15 protein-coding genes are annotated in these 18,432 nt (G+C 53.8%); 6 read left to right on the top strand and 9 right to left on the bottom strand.

Annotated elements, in window-relative coordinates; all coding sequences use genetic code 11:
- Positions 1 to 13: 13 nt before the first annotated feature.
- Positions 14 to 1,042: a DNA polymerase III subunit delta gene (gene holA / locus C12CBH8_RS10890; protein WP_215533225.1), complete on the top strand. Its 1,029-nt coding sequence runs from the start codon at positions 14 to 16 to the stop codon at positions 1,040 to 1,042.
- Positions 1,043 to 1,063: 21 nt separating this feature from the next.
- Entirely contained in the window at positions 1,064 to 1,687 is a 624-nt protein-coding gene (locus tag C12CBH8_RS10885; protein ID WP_215533224.1) for a ribonuclease M5, read from the top strand.
- 91 nt (positions 1,688 to 1,778) lie between these two features.
- Here the strand turns inward: C12CBH8_RS10885 and C12CBH8_RS10880 are convergent, their stop codons facing one another.
- Positions 1,779 to 3,107, bottom strand: coding sequence for a TrkH family potassium uptake protein (locus C12CBH8_RS10880; protein WP_215533223.1), 1,329 nt, complete (start codon positions 3,105 to 3,107; stop codon positions 1,779 to 1,781).
- Positions 3,108 to 3,490: 383 nt separating this feature from the next.
- Here C12CBH8_RS10880 and C12CBH8_RS10875 point away from each other — a divergent pair, with 383 nt between their 5' ends.
- Complete coding sequence (locus C12CBH8_RS10875) at positions 3,491 to 3,775, top strand: hypothetical protein (RefSeq protein WP_215533222.1); 285 nt, start codon at positions 3,491 to 3,493, stop codon at positions 3,773 to 3,775.
- Positions 3,776 to 3,854: 79 nt separating this feature from the next.
- Here C12CBH8_RS10875 and C12CBH8_RS10870 read toward each other — a convergent pair whose 3' ends face one another.
- The 8 genes from C12CBH8_RS10870 to yfbR form a co-directional block, all read right to left on the bottom strand.
- Positions 3,855 to 5,138 carry a methionine gamma-lyase family protein gene (locus C12CBH8_RS10870; protein WP_425503814.1) on the bottom strand — a complete coding sequence of 428 codons (1,284 nt, stop codon included), beginning with the start codon at positions 5,136 to 5,138 and terminating at the stop codon, positions 3,855 to 3,857.
- Positions 5,138 to 5,929 carry a putative ABC transporter permease gene (locus C12CBH8_RS10865; protein ID WP_215533220.1) on the bottom strand — a complete coding sequence of 264 codons (792 nt, stop codon included), beginning with the start codon at positions 5,927 to 5,929 and terminating at the stop codon, positions 5,138 to 5,140. Before C12CBH8_RS10865 ends, C12CBH8_RS10870 begins: the two co-directional genes overlap by 1 nt.
- Positions 5,926 to 6,756, bottom strand: a complete 831-nt coding sequence (locus C12CBH8_RS10860; protein WP_215533219.1) for a GNAT family N-acetyltransferase — start codon at positions 6,754 to 6,756, stop codon at positions 5,926 to 5,928. The genes C12CBH8_RS10865 and C12CBH8_RS10860 overlap by 4 nt, the downstream gene beginning before the upstream one ends.
- The gene (locus C12CBH8_RS10855; protein WP_090264890.1) at positions 6,753 to 7,865 is read right to left on the bottom strand and encodes a lipid II:glycine glycyltransferase FemX; all 1,113 of its coding nucleotides are present in this window, start codon (positions 7,863 to 7,865) and stop codon (positions 6,753 to 6,755) included. The genes C12CBH8_RS10860 and C12CBH8_RS10855 overlap by 4 nt, the downstream gene beginning before the upstream one ends.
- A 91-nt stretch (positions 7,866 to 7,956) precedes the next feature.
- Positions 7,957 to 9,441, bottom strand: a complete 1,485-nt coding sequence (locus tag C12CBH8_RS10850) for a UDP-N-acetylmuramoyl-L-alanyl-D-glutamate--2,6-diaminopimelate ligase (RefSeq protein WP_215533218.1) — start codon at positions 9,439 to 9,441, stop codon at positions 7,957 to 7,959.
- A gap of 233 nt (positions 9,442 to 9,674) precedes the next feature.
- A complete protein-coding gene (locus tag C12CBH8_RS10845) occupies positions 9,675 to 10,052 on the bottom strand; it encodes a metal-dependent transcriptional regulator (protein WP_090264895.1) in 378 nt (125 codons plus the stop codon).
- A gap of 5 nt (positions 10,053 to 10,057) precedes the next feature.
- Entirely contained in the window at positions 10,058 to 11,953 is a 1,896-nt protein-coding gene (locus C12CBH8_RS10840; protein ID WP_215533217.1) for a glycoside hydrolase family 13 protein, read from the bottom strand.
- Positions 11,954 to 12,092: 139 nt separating this feature from the next.
- Entirely contained in the window at positions 12,093 to 12,686 is a 594-nt protein-coding gene (gene yfbR, locus C12CBH8_RS10835; RefSeq protein WP_215533216.1) for a 5'-deoxynucleotidase, read from the bottom strand.
- A 295-nt stretch (positions 12,687 to 12,981) separates the two neighbouring features.
- On the opposite strand from yfbR, the gene C12CBH8_RS10830 reads away from it, so the two are divergent.
- The 3 genes from C12CBH8_RS10830 to C12CBH8_RS10820 all read left to right on the top strand — a co-directional run bounded on the left by C12CBH8_RS10830 (position 12,982) and on the right by C12CBH8_RS10820 (position 18,420).
- Positions 12,982 to 14,112: a cysteine desulfurase family protein gene (locus C12CBH8_RS10830; RefSeq protein ID WP_099322799.1), complete on the top strand. Its 1,131-nt coding sequence runs from the start codon at positions 12,982 to 12,984 to the stop codon at positions 14,110 to 14,112.
- Between the two features lie 25 nt (positions 14,113 to 14,137).
- Positions 14,138 to 15,313 carry a tRNA uracil 4-sulfurtransferase ThiI gene (gene thiI / locus C12CBH8_RS10825; RefSeq protein WP_215533215.1) on the top strand — a complete coding sequence of 392 codons (1,176 nt, stop codon included), beginning with the start codon at positions 14,138 to 14,140 and terminating at the stop codon, positions 15,311 to 15,313.
- 812 nt (positions 15,314 to 16,125) lie between these two features.
- Positions 16,126 to 18,420, top strand: coding sequence for a competence/damage-inducible protein A (locus C12CBH8_RS10820; RefSeq protein WP_215533214.1), 2,295 nt, complete (start codon positions 16,126 to 16,128; stop codon positions 18,418 to 18,420).
- Positions 18,421 to 18,432 lie beyond the last annotated feature (12 nt).

The following is an 18,432-nucleotide window of genomic DNA, read 5'->3' as shown; positions in this document are numbered from 1 at the left end:
AGGAGGAAAAGACATGCCGGGCATTGGAGAAGTAGAGCTGAAAAAACAAATCCAGACGGGAGAGCTTGCCTCGGTCTACCTGCTGTATGGGGACGAGCAGATGCTGAAAAAGCATTACAGCCAGAAGCTGGTGAGCAAAGCCGTAGCCAAGGGCATGGAGCAATTCAACCTCATGCAGTTTTACTGGAAGGACACTTCCATGGACGAGGTCGTGGATGCCGTAGAAACCCTTCCCGTCATGGCTGAAAGGCGATGTGTGGTGCTCATCGATTTGGATGCGGAATCCCTGAAGGCAGCCGACCAGGAGAAGCTGACAAAGCTGCTCAAGGACCCGCCGGATACCTGTGTGCTGATTGTGCGCCTGGATGCGGTTCAATGCAACCCAAAGAAGTCGGCTAAATGGCGCAGTCTCATCAAGAAGATCGACAGCGTGGGATGCACCGTCCAGCTGGATCATCGGGACATGGCGTCACTGTCCAAGCTTCTTTGCTCGTCGGCTCTCAAGCGTGGATGCACCCTCACCCCTCATGTGGCGCGGTATCTGGTGGAACTGTGCGGCAACGATCTCCAGGTGCTCAGTGGGGAGCTGGACAAGGTGTGCTCCATGATAGGCGAAGGGGAAATCACCCGTAAGGATATTGATATGGTGGCCGTCCCTACGCTGGAATCCAGTGTATTTGATTTGTCCCGTGCTATTACAAAACGTGATATTAGCAAAGCATTTTCCATTTTGGATACACTTCTCAACCAAAAAGAAGAGCCGGTGGCCATTTTATCGGTGCTGTGTATGGGGACAGTAGATCTTTACCGGGCCAAAGTAGCTTCCCTGGGAGGGGGCAGGGCGGAGGATCTGGCCAAGGATTTTAACTACCGGGGCAAAGAATTCCGACTGCGAAACGCAGCCAGAGACGCTGCACGGCTGGATATAGACCGTCTGCGGGAGCAGCTGGATATCCTGTATGAAGCCGACCGCAAGCTGAAGGGCTCCCGGGTGGATGGACGGGTCGTGTTGGAACAGACCATTGTCCAGCTCATGGCGTGAGAGGGAGAGAGGGGAAATGCATTGATCACATTGCGTCAAGCCGTCATTGTGGAGGGCAAGTACGATAAAATCAAGCTGAGCTCCATATTAGACGCCGTCATCATCCCGACCGGCGGCTTTGGTATCTTTAAAGACAAAGAGAAAATGAATCTCATCCGGCGTCTGGCTGAGGAGAGAGGGCTTCTGATCCTGACGGACAGCGACGGCGCAGGATTTGTCATCCGGAATTATTTGTCGGGCTGTATCCCGGCTGCGCAGATCCGGCATGTGTACATTCCCGACATTCTGGGCAAGGAGAAGCGCAAGGACAAAGCCTCCAAAGAGGGAAAGCTGGGGGTAGAGGGCATCCCAAAAGAACTGCTCATAGAGGCATTGCAAAAGGCAGGGGTGACGTGGGATGAAATACCTTATCAGCGGCCGAAGGAGGGACGGGATATCACCAACCTGGATCTCTACGAGGATGGAATTACCGGCACGGAGGGAAGCAAATCCCGACGGCTGAAGCTGCTTTCCATGCTCTCTCTTCCGGAGCATCTGTCTACCAAATCCCTTTTGCAGATGCTCAATACCTTTCTTACGTATAAGCAGTATAAGGAGGCCATCGCCCAATTGGATCGACAACAAGGTGATGAGGAGAAGCAGTAAGGCGAAAGGTGTTCTCAAAAGGTATAAAAAAGAAACCCCGACGAAGAGGATTTTATCCTCCGCCGGGGTTTCTTTTTTGCTATTCTAGAAGCTATCCCACCATAATGCGTCCTTCCGGCAGAATGGCGTCAGACCTTTTGCTCCTAGCCGAGATGGCAAGTGCCAGAGATATGGGACCGACCCGCCCACAGAACATGGTAAAGATGACGGCTATCTTGGAACCAACAGCTAAATCAGGCGTGACACCGCAGCTAAGTCCCACTGTGCCAAAAGCCGAAGTACTTTCAACTAAACTGTCAATGGCCGATACTCCTAAGTTGCGTTGACAGTAAAATACGACAAAGAAGGTAAAGATAGTCAATGCACCCGATAAAATGGTGATGGATAATGCTTTGTATACCACTTTTTTATCCACCCGACGATGGAGCACAACGGTGTCATCGCGTCCTCGCATGACGCTATATACCGTCATCATCAGAACTACAAAGGTCGTCACTTTAATACCTCCGCCTGTAGATCCAGGGGCCGCGCCGATAAACATTAGGGCGCACAGCAACAATTTACCTGGTTCCCGCATACTGCCGAGGTCGATGCTGTTAAACCCGGCGGTACGGGCCGAGACCGATTGGAAAAAGGAGGCCGATAACTTCTCTCCAAAAGGCATAGGACCTAATGTATCCGGATTGTTGTATTCAATGGCGAGCAGGCCCACCGTCCCCGCCACAAGGAGGATAGCAGTGCACAACAGCACGATCCGAGTATGGAGAAGAATATGGCCATGCTTACGCATAAAAACGATGTCGTTGATGACCACAAATCCCAAACCGCCGAAGATGATGAGGAAGGAGACGGTCAAGATGACCAAGGGATCGTCATTGTAATGGGTAAGGTTGGAGAAAGGTCCCTCCATGCCGAGAATGTCGAAACCGGCATTGCAGTAGGCCGATACGGAAAGGAAGATGGAGATCCAAATACCCTGCAGGCCGTACTTTGGGACGAAGCGGATCCCCAGCAGAACAGCACCCACCGTCTCGAAGGCCAGCGTCACAATGCAGATCAGCCGGAAGAGCTGGGGGACATCTGCCAAATTGCCGTTTGAAATGTACTCATTGGCCAGCTGTAGTTCTTTAATACCTGCCCGCCTGCGTACTGTGAAGGCGAAGAAGGAAGTAAAGGATACCAAGCCCAATCCGCCCAACTGGATGAGCATCAAGATAACCCCTTGCCCGAACCAAGTCCATTTGGTGAAGGTGTCAAACAGCACCAATCCGGTGACACATGTGGCGGAAGTAGAGGTAAACAAAGCATCCAGAGGATGGGTAAAATTTCCGTCCTTCGAGGCAATGGGGAGGGTAAGCAGGAGGGCTCCCACCACAATGATAATGGCAAAACTCAGCGCAATGAGTCTAATGGGAGGCATTCCCCTTTTTCTGGCCTCAGATATTCGCAAAATTATCAACACCTTTTGATGCAAATCTTTTCCAACCGGACATCATCATAAGAAAACAAAAAAGCCGCTTTGGATTGCACAAAGCAGGCGATTTTCTCATTTATGTTAACACAATCTTTTTATCAATCGTGCACATCGCACGTATTATAGCACCCCTATTTTTAAATTGCAAGCATTGTGTCTAGTTTATCTTCATAAAAAATTAACATCCGCATAATATCCTATTCTTTCCAAACACAAGATGATAATTCTATGGATGTTGAAAGATCTAGGCCCCGTAGGAATTAAATTTTATCGCTGATATCCGTCTGATATGGTATACTCAACCATACAACAGATGAGGAGGATCAAACATGCAGCGTTTTACAGAAAAGACGAACGATGGCCGCTATCAGACGAAACAGGATGCAGTCGTGCCGTCACGGGAGGGGTACATCGGTCCGGCAATCGAGAGGTTAGGACAGGTAGAGGAACTTATGGAATTTCTGACGAAGCAACAAGAACAACTTTCCAAAGACCTGGAGTCTTTACGCATGCAGGGGAAGACCCATTCAGCCCGATTTCGGGATAAAATGGCCCAAAAACTAACCAATAGCCATATCCTATCGGCATTAAGGCCTGCGTTTGGAGATCGATAAAAAGAACCCCTTTGAGTTTATTTCCTCAAAGGGGATTTTATACGTATAGCAATATTTATAAATTATATTACGGATGCTATTATTTAGATGATTCAGCTTTTTTCTCCAAGGCCCGCATGAGATGGGAAGCCGCCAGCATGACGCCTACTTTTCCCGAGTGGAAATTAAGACCGCCCTGCATCCAAACGGCCCAGGGTTCCCGGAGGGGGGCGTCGGCGGAGAGTTCAATGGAAGCTCCCAAGGTAAAAGCGCCGGCAGCCATGATGACCTGGCTGTCGTATCCCGGCATATCCCAAGGTTCCGGCGTGACAAAGGCGTCGATAGGTGCACCGGCCTGCATCCCCTGGCAGAAGGCGATGAGGGAATCCCTATCCCGCAGCTGGATGGCCTGGATGATGTCATACCGCTCCTCCAGAGGACGAGGGGTGACGTCGTATCCCAATTGCTGCATCAAAGCGGCGGCAAAGGCAGCGGTTTTGAGCGCTTCGCCTGTGACGTGAGGGGCATGGAACAGTCCCATAAACAAATCCCGCGTGTGGCCTAACGTGGCGCCGATCTCACGCCCCACGCCGGGGACGGTATGACGGTAAGAGCAGAGTTCCACCAGATCGCTGCGTCCGGCGATGTAACCTCCCGTGGGGGCGATGCCGCCGCCTGCATTTTTGATGAGGGAGCCGGCCATGAGATCCACGCCCAGCTCTACCGGTTCCACAGTCTCCACGAATTCGCCGTAGCAGTTGTCCAGCATGACCACAACATCGGGACGGCGCTGTTTGACAAACTGGGCGACCTCTCCGATCGTCTTGGCTGATAGGGTGGGGCGCAGGCTGTAGCCCCTGGAACGCTGGAGATAGACCATTTTGACGTCGGAAGTCAAGGCGTCGGCAATGGAGTCAAAATCGGGGGAACCGTCAGGCATCAGATCCACCTGCCGGTATCCTACGCCGAAATCCTTGAGGGAACCCTGCCCCTCTCCACGCAGGCCGATGACTGAATGGATGGTGTCGTAAGGCAGCCCCGTCACCGACAGCATGACGTCTCCCGGACGCAGTACGCCGAAGAGGGCGATGCCCAGCGTATGGGTTCCGGAAAGGAACGAGGTGCGGACCAAAGCATCCTCTGCACCCAAAGCGTCGGCAAATACCCGGTCCAGGAGATCCCGGCCCCGGTCGTCGTAGCCGTAACCAGTGGAGGCGGCGAAGTGGCTTTCACTGACTCGGTTGTCGATAAAAGCGGCCAGCACTTTTTGCTGGTTCTGTTCGGTGACGCGGTCAATGCGGTCCAAAGCGGGCTTTACCAGATCGAGAGCCTTCTGGGCGGCCTCCTGGACGGCGGGATGATAAGTAAAAAAAGGTCTTTGCATCATTTTTGATTCCTCCGGCGATTTTTAAGCGCTTCACGAGCGGCTTTTAAAGAAGTGGGATAGGTTTTAGACGATAGAGTGGGAAATGCCTTAAGATGATGGCGGAAGCGTTTGGCAGTGGCCTCCATTTTTTGTTCGGTCAGACGGCGCGTTTCTTCTGCACGTTTTTCAAGCAAAGCTTTCTGCACGCCGTTTGCCTCCTTGAGACGATCCAGTGTCTGGCGCGCCTCCTGCATGCGTTCTTCCAGCACCCGCAGATGTTCGCTCAGCTTGACCGAGCGGATGAGGGAAAGGAAGAAGTCCGTACCGAACACCAGCAGGATGATAAGAGAGCCATAGTAAGTTACGCCACTTGGCATGTCCAGATAGACCTTTTCCACCTGCGGATGGATAAACCACACAAACAGGGCCGATAGTATGCCCCAGATCAGGGAATTTTTGAAACAGACATAACCCTTGATGTTCAGGAATTTACCGGTGTAATCCCAAAGCTTCATATGTAGGACCCGTTCAAAGATAAGGCCTGTGATAAGCTCGATCACCGAGGTCACCAGGATGGAGAGGGGAACAAACAATAAGGGATATTCTTTCAGTGGGGAGAGGGTTACAATCAAGGCCACGGCACCGAACCCATAGACCGGGCACCAGGGGCCGTACAGAAACCCACGGTTGACGGCCTTCCGCTGGCCGATAGAACAGTAAATGCATTCCAAGATCCAACCCACCATGGCGTAGAAGGCAAAGTAGAATGTAAGCTGCTGCAAGGGATAGCCAAAGATGGTATGTGTCATAGCGATACCTCCACAGAAGCCGTCAGGGCAGAGGCCCAGTGTCCGGACGGTTGAAATCCAAGCGAGCGGTAGAAGTCGGTCAGCTCAGGACGGCATAGAAGAAAACACGTCTTGTGTTCAGCTGTAAGGGAAGAGAGCATAGAGGATACCAATCTTTTTCCCATACCATTGCCGCGGAAGCGGGGCAGGACAGCCACCCCGGTAATCAGGGCGGCATGAGGGGTCTCCACCGCTAAGATGCATCCGGCATCCACGCTATTTTCCCGGACGATGGCTCCCCGCATCCATCCCCGGCGCATACGGTGGGAACAATCCACATACCACGTGTCAAATGGGGGGAACTGGATGCCATCCCCTTGGCACTGCTCTAGGATGGGGTAATAAAGGCGGGGAGAAGCGTCCCAACAGATGCCCGAGGAGGAACCCAAGGCTTTCGATGCTTCTCCATTTTGTCCGGCGCAGTCGGGAGAGATATTAGGAAGCTTGTCCGTCCGCGCTGGGAATGCCATACTGACCCCACCTGTCGACGGGGCCAGTCCCATCGCCTTGAGGGAACAAGAGGAAGCCGTCAGGCTGGAAAACCCGACGGCATTGCAGAAAGCCATTTGTTCCGGATGGCCGGTCTTGCCTATATCCACAATGGTCATGGCGCCGTCCAGCCGGCAGAGGATGGCCTGAATGCCGGAAGCATCCTCTTGTACCCAGACGTCGAAAAAAGACGCCCCTTGGTAACAGAGCAAAGCCGACCCTATCCGACATCCCAAAGCGCTCTTTTCGCACAGGGGAAGAAGGACGTCCACCTCTTCTTCCCGGATCAGACGGATCACGATGGTTCCTGTCCGGATAAGGTTTCCTCCGATTTTTCCCCCTCCTGGGAGGAAGACGAAGGCTTTTTGCTGCCGTGAAGAAGTTGACGCAGCTTGTGCCGGATCTCAATGCCGTGCTCAATCAGGGAGTAGACAACCGGATGGAAAATCAAATCCATCTCCCCGGCGAATTCGATGAGATCGCCGCCAAAGCCTTTCTTAACCGAATAAAGGCCGTAGAGGGGATGGGTTTCCGGCACGATGCCCGGTACCCCCATCAGGTCAAAGATGCGGCATCCCTTTTCCTTGGCCCAGAGGATCAGATTCCAACGCATCAGGTAGGTGGCCTTTTTATCCCGATGGTGATCCGACGTAGCCGAGTAGAGGCACCACACCTTGTCGCCGTACTGGACGCCCAAACATCCGGCGATCATCTCGCCCTCGTACTCCAGGATGAGATAACGCAGGTGATCGGGAGCCAGGAGATCATACATCCGTTCAAAATACGCCAGGCTCCGGATGCCGAAATGCTGACGCTCGCCGGTTTCGTGTACAAGCTCCCAGAATTTAGACAATTCCTCCCGGCTTCCGACCCGGACGGTGACGCCGTATTTGATGGCGCGCCGGACGTTTTTGCGATGTTTTTTGCCAAACCCGGCCAGGATTTCCTCTTCGGATTTTCCTTCGATGTTGAGGCGGAACACAAAATGGGGCTGGATGCCGTCAAACCCCTTGATGTCGCTGTTGATGGAAAAACCCAGATCCCGGAAGATATCGGAGAATTCCTTGTCCTCAATGGACACATCCGGATCGATTTTAAGGGTATAGCACCGATGCTGTTTAGCCACCTGGGAGGCCTTTCCGATTAATTCCCGGATGGTCTCCCGGTCATGGATATCGCACACAGGGCCGCGGGGGGAATACATCATGCTGTACCCCAGGAAGGGAGTCTTGCGGATCAAAAGGCTCATGCTGCCCTTTAGATTGCCGTCGGCGTCCTCCACTGTGACAAATTCATTGTGCCACGCGTCTTTGAACTGCCCCCACTGGGGGGACTGCATAAAATGTCCCTTGGGACAAGATTGGACAAATTCATCGATCTTCTGCATCTTTGGATCAAGTGGCTGCATGCTGAAACCTCCTGTATGCCGTCAAACTTCGTCTCGAATACGTCTGAATATCGCTTTTTTATCCTTATTATCGCTTGAAGCAGCGTTATTGTCAGGATTTCCCGCTCGATTCCCGGCTGAGACGTTGCCGGGCGGCTTCCTCCACCACATCCCGTTCACAAAATGGGATGCGTTCCCCACGGATCAGCTGGTAATCCTCGTGACCCTTGCCGGCTAGAAGGATCATATCCCCAGGCTTTGCCATATCCACCGCGTAGCGGATGGCGTCCCCACGGTCGGGGATGGAGATAAAATGTCCCTTGGCCGCCGACATCCCCTGCTCGATATCCTCCAAGATGGCCACCGGATCCTCAAAATCGGGATTGTCGCTGGTGAGGATGGAAAAATCGGCGAGCTGAGCGGCGGCATGAGCCAAGGTTTGGCGGCGGAGCTGAGTGCGTCCCCCCACCGAGCCGAAGAGGCAGATGAGCCGGCGGGGATGATATTCCCGCAGGGTGGTAAGAATAGAGCGAAGGCTTAGCTCATTGTGGGCGTAGTCCACCACGATGGTGCAGTAGGGCAGGGCGGGGATGAGCTGAATACGGCCGGGGATGACGGCCCCAGCTAACACAGTGGCGATTTGGGACAGAGGGATGCCCAGCTCGCATCCAGCCCCGATGGCCGCTAAGGCGTTGTAGACGCTGAACCGGCCGGGCTGAGGGAGACGGACGGGGAAGCTGTCGGCCGGGGTATGACAGGTAAACCCAACCCCCAGGAATCCCGGTTCCCGCAGGAGCTGGACGTCGTCGGCCCAATAATCGGCCTGATCGTTCATGCCAAAGGTGCGGATGACACAAGTAGAGTCCTTTGCCATATCGGCAAAATGGGCGTCGTCCCGGTTGAGGATGCCGATTCTACAGCGGCGGAACAACTGGGCCTTCCACCCCATATATTCCTCAAAACTACTGTGCTCCCCCGGCCCGATGTGATCGGGAGAGAGGTTGGTAAAGATGCCGATCTCAAAGGGAAGGCCGTCCACCCGATGGGTCATCAGCCCCTGGGAGGACACTTCCACACAGGCGTATTGGCAATCGGCTTTCTCCATGTCCGAGAGCGCTCTTTGTAGCTCGTAGGATTCCGGGGTGGTGTTGACCGTTTTGCGGACTACGTCTCCAAACCGGATGCCGGTAGTGCCGATCAGACCGGCCTTGTGCCCGGTTTCGTCCAGCATATGGCGGATCAAGTGGGCCACCGAAGTCTTTCCCTTTGTTCCGGTGATACCAATGGTCTTGATCCGAGTTGCAGGATGCTCAAAGAGGCAGGCCGACAGCGATGCAAGGGCCGCCCTGGTATCCGGCACTTGGACGATGTCGGCGTCACTGGGCAGAGTAACAGGGCGCTGCACCACAAAGGCGCGGCATCCGTTGTCGTAAGCCGACTGGACAAAGGCGTGGCCGTCGGAGACTGTTCCGCACAGAGCCACGAAGGCGTTATCAGACGCGGCTTTGCGGGAATCGTAGCAAAGCGCCTCCACCTCCCGATCGGGAGAACAGCATGCCGGGAAACCGGCTTGTTCCAGCAAGCGGACAAATTTCACACCATCATCGCCTTTCCACCGTAGTCATAAAGAGAAAAGTTAGGGCGGCTCTTCTGCCGCCCTAACTGGTATTTTGGATCGTCTTTGGTCCTATGGGCGCAAAGATCTCCCGCCCATCCTTTCTTTCAGTATACCCGACCAAACGGGAAAATTCAACCGTCCAGCTGATTTCCCTCTTTTTGCGCAAGAATTCTGTTCTCCCTCCCCGCAGGAAAAGGATCCGCAAAAAACTTTTATTGATCTTGGGACTTTTTGATGTACGCAATCAACTTTTCCATCGTTTCAGCACTGACCACATGTTCCATACGGCAAGCGTCCTCTTCAGCCACCTTTTCCGAGATACCGAGCTGCTGGATGAGGAATCCCTTGATGGTGACATGGCGGAACAGCACTTCTGATGCAATGTGACTCCCTTCCTCCGTGAGGCGGATGGTGCCATAGGGTTCATGGTCGCAAAGGCCGTCCTGAGCAAGCGTCTTGACCGCCCGATTGACGCTGGGTTTGGAGAGCCCCAATTCGTTGGCAATGTCGGTGACATGCACCGGCCCCTGCTGCTCTAGAATGTGGATAGTCTCCAGGTAATCCTCCAAAGAAGGGGATAGTTTCTTCATAAGAATCAGCCGTCCTTACTGGTTGATAGTAGTTTATTGATCCATTGCCCCGTGCCGGCTAGCACAGCGTCATGAGGGGTGAGGACAATGGTGTCATTTTCTTTCTTCCCAAGGATGCAAGCGACATTTTCCCACCCCTTGGGCAATGGAAAAGCGGCGGGACTACTCGACCGATTGATCACGGTTAAAATCGTATCATTTCCTTTGCGCCGGCCGAAAGCCAGGATATCTCCCTGGGAGAACAGGGGAATAAATTCGCCGTCCACCAAAGCCGGGCATGCTTTGCGGATACGGCCCAAACTGCAGTACCATTCCACAAGAGAAACATCTTCCTTTCCCCAGGGATAGCATCCCCGGTTAAAGGGATCCTTGTACCCTTCCATCCCGGTTTCGTCGCCGTAGTAGACGGACGGGACGCCGGGCAAGGTATACTGCATAGCGGAAGCAAGACGCATGAACTGTAATCCATGAGCTTTCTGATCCGGGGACAAACACTGCTGTGACTGCCAGTCCCGACCGCGGCCGTTTTCCGGTTCCCCGGCAAGAATCGTAAGAGCCCGTTCGGTATCATGGGTACCGATGTGGTTCATGAGGGTATGCAGCGCCGGTGCGGGATAATGTTCACACACCGACAGCACGATAGAGAGAAAATCCTCCGCCTTTCCTCCGGTCAAGAACCCGAGGATGGCGTTGCGGAAGGGGTAATTCATCACCGAATCCAACTGGTTCCCCAGCAGGAACTTACGCCGGGCGCCATAGCTTTCCTTATTGGAGGCGTCCTCCCAAACCTCCCCTAAAATGAGGGCGTCGGGCGACTGCTCCTTGACGGCTTGACGCAGCCGTTCCAAAAAGACATCCGGGAGTTCGTCGGCCACATCCAGCCGCCAGCCGGACACGCCGCACCGGAGCCATTTTTTTAAGACCCCTTGCTCTCCGCAGATAAATTCCAAAAAGGAAGGATCCTCTTCGTGAACCTCCGGCAAGGTGATAAATCCCCACCAGGAGGTATAAAGCTCCGGCCATTTCTGGAATTTGTACCAGGAGTAATAGGGGGAATCTTGGGTATTGTAAGCGCCGTTTGGAGGATAGCGTCCTTCCCGGTTAAAATAGACCGAGTCGGAACCGGTATGACTAAAGACGCCGTCCAAAACAATATGGATCCCGTGTTTGGCCGCCTGGGCGCACAGATGTTTTAAATCGTCCTCGCATCCAAGAAGGGGATCGATTTTTGTGTAGTCTGCGGTATCGTAACGATGGTTGGAATGGGATTCAAAAATGGGATTGAGATACAGGCATGTTACACCCAAACGTTCCAAATAGGGGAGCTTTTGTTCGATGCCCGGAAGATCGCCGCCAAAGAAATCCGAATTGGTCACCTTGCCCTCGGCATTGGGACGCCATTCCGGTTGTCCGCCCCAATCCTGCCGCAGGGTACGTCCGGCGGGGACATCCTGTTTCGACCGGCCGGAACAGGCAAAACGATCCGGGAAAATCTGATAATAGACGCCGCCTTTGATCCAGTCGGGCGTCTGAAAAGAGGGGTCGTATGCGGTAAGCTGCCAGGTACCCTGTCCGCCTAGGACGCCGCTGCCGTCGGGACGGGCTGAAATAGGCAATGTCCCCTGATGGGTCTGGCATTCAAAGGAATACCAGTAAAGTCCCGGAGTCTCCGGTCTAAAATGGCACTCCCACCACTCGGAATTCTGGCCGTGCATGCCGCACCAAAACATCCCATACCGCCGGGCCTCCTTCTGATCGTCGGCCCGGATGACCAGGGTACAGGAGGAACAGCCGTAATCCCTGGGCAGCAGGACGCGAAGATGAACCGCCGTCCCGGCAGGGACGGCCCCGAAAGGACTGCGATGGTCAGGATCATAGGCGTGGAAAGGGCAGAATGCCATGTTAAAATCAACTCCATTGTTTGGTTTTAGGAAGCGGCGGATCAAGATAGCCGCTTTGAAAACGCAAAAAGACGGTATCGAATTCCACAGCAAAACCGCTTCTAGATTTCTATTGTATGCCGATCGGATGGAAAATACTTTACGCGTCGCAATTTAGCTCATCCAGCGTCAGGGAGAAGGAGGGGAGAAATTGCTCTAAAAAAACGTCGGCTTCAGGGATATGCATGTCCACAATGGATTGGCGGGTAGAGACGGCTGCCGTCCGAAATTCCTGATTGCCGGCCTTCTGTTCCTCGATGCATTTGATGAGGGCGGAGATCTTGTCCGCCGCCTTGACCAGCACCCAGAGCTCCTTTTCCTCCTTTTCGGGGAGGAAAAGGGAGCGGTAATCCCCCTGCAAATCGTCGGGTAGGAGCTGTAGCAGCTGCTGGGCGGAATCCAGTTCCACCTGCTGATAGGCCGACCGAATAGCGGTGTTGCGGTATTTCACCGGGGTGGGAAGATCGCCGGTGAGGATTTCAGGCGTATCGTGAAAGAGGGAGAGCAAAGCCACCCGTTCCGGAGAAACCGATCCGCCGAACCGGCGGTTGCGCAAAACAGCCAACGCATGGGCAATCATGGCCACCTGGAGGCTGTGTTCGCTGATGTTTTCCGGATAGGTATTGCGCATGAGACCCCAGCGATTGATATGCTTCATCCGGGACAGCATGGCAAAGAAATGACTTTGATGCATAAAGCCCTCCTTCAGGGTGATGATTACCCAGGAAAAATTCTCAAAGATATCCAACAAAACCGACAGATGTACTTCTAACAATTATACCATTTAAAAGGAGTATTTGTCTAGAGCCGCGAGGCATCGGAAAAGGACAAGAAATAGGAGAAAAAAGCCAGTGGCTGGGCGTCTTGCGGAAGGAGAGGGATTGTTGTATAATAAGTCTAGTTGTTTGATAGGACAATAGAGGCGGAGGATGTGCTGCAAGTGGAAAACAGTGCATTTCCCGCTTTTTATGGATTGAGGGGAATTGAGGTTGCAGGATATTTATCTGGACAACAGCGCCACTACCGCGGTCTGCAAGGAAGCGGTCGAACGTATGGTACAGGTGATGACGGTGTCGTACGGCAATCCGTCGTCGTTGCATCAGAAGGGGATTGAGGCCGAGGACGAGATGGATCGCGCCCGTCGTGCCGTGGCCGCCCGTCTGAACTGTACAGAGCGGGAGATTGTGTTCACCTCCGGCGGCACCGAAGCCAATAACTTGGCCTTATTCGGCGGTACGGCCGCAAAGAAGAGGGCTGGGAAACGCATCGTCGTCACACAGCTGGAGCATTCCTCGGTGTATGAAACGGCGGATGCGCTGGAGCAGCAGGGGTTTGAGGTGATCCGTCTCGCCCCGGGGCCGGATGGCAAAATTCCCGTACAGTCCATCTATGAGGCGGTCAATGAGGACACGATACTGGTCAGCATGATGCTGGTCAACAATGAAACCGGCGCCATTCAGCCGGTGGAGCACATAAAGAAAGCCGTGAAGAAGGCGGGAGCTCCCGCCCTCATCCACTGTGACGCTGTGCAGGCGTTTGGGAAGATGTCCTGTCGTCCCGCGGCTCTGGGGGTGGACCTCATGACGGTTTCATCCCACAAGATCCACGGTCCAAAAGGAGCGGGGGCTTTGTATATCCGCAAGGGAACGCGCATCTTACCCAGACAATTCGGAGGCAGCCAGGAGCAGGCAATCCGTCCTGGAACCGAAGGCGTGCCGTCCATCGCCGGATTTGGCGCTGCGGTAGAGGCGCTGGGCGATACGGTCCAGCACGCGGCGGAGGCCTCCAAGCTGTGGAACGCATTGTGGGAAGCGGCGGAGAAGCTGCCGGGTGTACGCATCAATTCGCCAAAGGACGCATTGCCCTATGTCTTTAACTTGTCGGTAGAGGGGATCCGTTCGGAGACCATGCTCCACTTCCTGGCGGGGAAAGGTATTTATGTGTCCAGCGGATCGGCTTGTTCCAAGGGAGCGCTCAGCCGTCCCCTCGCGGCCATGGGGCTTGACAGAAAGACAGTAGACAGCGCTTTGCGCATCAGCTTCTCCCGGTTTAACCGGATGGAGCACGTGGAGGCTTTGGTAGCAGGCATCGAGGAGGGCATAGCCCGCCTGAGAAAATAAAGAGGAAAACAGGGAGTTTTTGACTGTGAATGAAATCATACTGGCTAAAATGGGAGAATTGGCCCTCAAGGGCTTAAATCGGTCTACGTTTGAATCCATCTTAGTGAAAAATATCCGTCGCCGGCTGGAGGGGTTTGGTTCCTTTGAGATCCGCAAAGCCCAGTCGGTCATTACAATCGAGCCGAAGGATCCATCCATCGACCTGGACGAGGCGGTGGAGAAGGTCAGCCAGGTGTTCGGCATAGTGGCATTGTCCCGCGCTATGGTAGCGCCTAAGGAAATGGATGCCATCCTGGACGCTGCGCCGGGTTATCTGGAGGAGACGCTGGAGAACGCCAAAACATTTAAAGTAGAGGCAAAGCGTTCGGATAAAACTTTTCCGCTCAAGTCCCCGGCAATCTGCGCCGCCATGGGAGAGAAACTGCTCCAAAGCTTCCCTCATCTGAAGGTGGATGTGCATCATCCGGATGTCACCGTCATGGTGGAGATCCGGGATTTTGGCGCCTATATCCACGGGAAAGTACTGCCGGGAGCCGGCGGAATGCCGGTTGGAACAGGGGGCCGTGGTCTTCTGCTTATTTCCGGCGGTATCGACAGTCCCGTGGCAGGCTATATGATGGCAAAACGCGGCCTTCGGCTGACGGCCATTCACTTTGCCAGCCCCCCTTATACCAGCGAGAGGGCCGAACGCAAGGTCATTGAACTTCTGACCCAAGTGGCCGGATATGCCGGACGAATGAAATTATTGATCGTACCCTTTACCTCCATCCAAGAGGCCATCCGGGATAACTGTCCAGAGGACCTGTTTACCGTAGTCATGCGCCGTTTTATGGTGCGCATCGCTTCGGCCGTGGCGGAGAAGAGGGAATGTCTGGCATTGGTGACGGGGGAAAGCGTCGGCCAGGTGGCAAGTCAGACCTTGCCCGCCATGGTGTGTACCGATGCCGTGGCACAGCTTCCGGTGCTGCGCCCTTTGTGCGGCATGGATAAAGAGGAGATTATGGAAATCTCCCGTAAAATCGGAACATTTGATATTTCCATCCAGCCCTATGAGGACTGTTGTACTGTATTTACACCCAAGCATCCCAAGACAAGACCACGGCTTTCCGACTTGGAAGCGGCGGAACAGAAATTGTCTCTTGACCAGTTGGTGCAGGAAGCAGTGGAAGGCGTGCGGGAGATGGTAATAGAAGCCCGATAGGATCCGTCTTTTCAGAGAAATGGTACCGTGCCCCAAAGGGAAAAATATCAATTTTCTCTTGGGGCGGTATGGAGGCGGGTACTGCCCACGAGGATAAGGGAATCCGTCTTTTCAGAGAAATGGTACCGTGCCCCAAAGGGAAAAATATCAATTTTCTCTTGGGGCGGTATGGAGGCGGGTACTGCCCACGAGGATAAGGGAATCCGTCTTTTCAGAGAAATGGTACCGTGCCCCAAAGGGAAAAATATCAATTTTCTCTTGGGGCGGTATGGAGGCGGGTACTGCCCACGAGGATAAGGGAATCCGTCTTTTCAGAGAAATGGTACCGTGCCCCAAAGGGAAAAATATCAATTTTCTCTTGGGGCGGTATGGAGGCGGGCGCTGCCCACGAGGATAAGGGAATCCGTCTTTTCAGAGAAACGGTACCGTGCCTCAAAGGGAAAAGTATCAATTTTCTCTTGGGGCGGTATGGAGGCGGGCGCTGCCCACGAGGATAAGGGAATCCGTCTTTTCAGAGAAACGGTACCGTGCCCCAAAGGGAAAAGTATCAATTTTCTCTTGGGGCGGTATGGAGGCGGGCGCTGCCCACGAGGATAAGGGAATCCGTCTTTTCAGAGAAACGGTACCGTGCCCCAAAGGGAAAAGTATCAATTTTCTCTTGGAGCGGTATGGAGGCGGGCACTGCCCACGAGGATAAGGGAATCCGTCTTTTCAGAGAAACGGTACCGTGCCCCAAAGGGAAAAGTATCAATTTTCTCTTGGAGCGGTATGGAGGCGGGCACTGCCCGCCAGAGGATGAAAGGAGTACTTTCATGAGAGCAGAGATCATTTCGGTCGGGACCGAACTGTTATTAGGTGATATTCTAAACACGGACGCCCAATATCTTTCCCGTCAACTGGCCGCAGTGGGCATCACCGTCCACTTCCAGTCGACGGTAGGGGATAATCCGGAGCGTCTGAAGTCGGCACTCAGTATCGCCCTTTCCCGCAGTGATATTATTATCACATCCGGCGGCTTGGGCCCCACGGCCGACGACCTAACCTGTCAGACCATTTGTGAGGAATTGGGAGTCGAGCAGGAACTTCACGAGCCGTCCCTGGAGCACATCCAGGAATTCTTTGAAAAACGCGGCCGTGAAATGACCGAGAACAATAGAAAACAAGCTATGCTGCCCAAAGGATGTGTGGTATTCCCCAACACAGAGGGGACAGCCCCTGGCTGTGCTGTAGCCAAAGGCAATCAGCTCATTATTATGCTGCCTGGTCCGCCCCGGGAATTGCAGGCCATGTTTGAGAAATCGGTAAAGCCGCAGCTCATGGAGATGACCAAACAGACTATCGTATCCCACACCCTGCACATCTTTGGGATGGGGGAATCGGCTGTGGAGACTACGATTGCCGATTTGATGGAAGGGGAAAATCCCACTGTAGCCCCTTACGCCAAGGAAGGGGAAGTGCAGCTGCGCGTCACGGCAATGGCTCCCAGCCAGGCGGATGCCGATACCCTGATTTATCCTGTTATGGATGAGCTGCGCCGCCGCCTGGGACGTGCCATCTACGGGCAGGATGTGGACAATCTGGAACAGGTGGTAGTGGAAAGCCTTACCCGTTGTGATTTTCACATCGCTGTGGCAGAATCCTGCACGGGAGGATTGCTGGCCAAACGGATTGTGGATATCCCCGGCGCTTCCAAGGTGATGGAATGCAGCTTTATCACCTACTCAGATGAAAAGAAAACAAAGCTGCTGGGAGTCCCGCCCAAGCTTTTGAAGAAGTATACTGCCGTCAGTCAGGAGGCGGCATGTTCCATGGCCATCGGAGCCCGCCGTGCCGCCCGGTCGGATCTGGGCGTCAGCATTACGGGATACGCCGGTCCTGAAGGCGGGCCGAACGGCGAACCGGCAGGATCGGTATGGATTGCCCTGACCGATGAGGAACGCATCTGGGCGCGGCATATCAGCGTAGCTGGGGCCAGCCGGTCGTATGTGCGGCATGTGGCAGCGTCCCACGCGTTGGACATGGTGCGTCTTTACTTGGTGGACGATGTGGATTTCATGGGCAATTGTATGCCTTTGAAAAAGAAGGGGAAAAACAAGAAGTTTGTCAAATGCATCATGCCGCTGCCGGTACCGACGGGGAAAGGGCCCAAGAAAAAGGGATTGCAGAAGATCCTTCCGTGGAAAGGGGACTCAGCTGGACAAGTATTCAGCAAACTGCTCTTTTTGGTGGCGCTGCTTGCCTTTTTGGGATCGGCGGGATGGTTATTATACGATCAGGTGTACGTGCCGTGGAAGGCCAATTCGGCTTACGACAGCTTGTCCGACCTGTACGGCGACGCCACCCAGGTGGAGCAGCCCGAGACTCCGTGGTGGGATGTCTTTCATCTGACGTCGCAACCTGAGCCTGCGGAAGATGTATCCACGCCGGAGGGGGTTCCTGATTCCTTTGCCAAGCTCTACGCCCTCAATCCCGATGTCAAAGGCTGGGTGCAGATCGAGAATACCGGTTTGAATTATCCTGTTGTCCAGTCCAGCGACAACGATTACTATCTCTACAAGGACTTTTACGGCAATTACAGCAAATACGGCACCCCCTTCTTTGACTACCGCAATAAGTTGGACGGCACCGATCGGAACATCATTGTCTATGGCCACCGCCTCATCAACGGCCAGATGTTCGGCGCTTTGGAGAACTACAAGACCCTCAAATACTACAAGAACCACCCCATGATCCAGATGGATACATTGGATGAGGAAAACCAGTGGAAAATTTTCTCGGTATTTTATGCCAGTACCCGGGAGGAACATGCCCCCAATTTTGACTATCTGCGTACCGACTTTAGTTCAGACGGCGATTTCCTTACCTTTGTGGACGAATTAAGAGAACGCTCCCTTTACGACATTCCAGTGGACGTTCAGGGTGACGACCAGATTATCATGCTGTCCTCTTGTTCGCATATTTTTAAAGATGCCCGCGTCGTAGCGGTGGGACGCAAAGTCCGTCCCGATGAGGAAGCCACTGTGGATGTATCGAAAGCCACCGTCAATGAGGACTGCCTCATGCCGGAGATCTGGTACAAAGAGCATCCCGAGGTATCGCATCCATAAAAAGGACGCGGC

This window comes from Solibaculum mannosilyticum (genome assembly GCF_015140235.1).
Taxonomy (GTDB): Bacteria; Bacillota; Clostridia; order Oscillospirales; family Acutalibacteraceae; genus Solibaculum; species Solibaculum mannosilyticum.
Note: the sequence above shows the minus strand (reverse complement) of the source record. Positions and strands in the feature narration are given on the sequence as shown.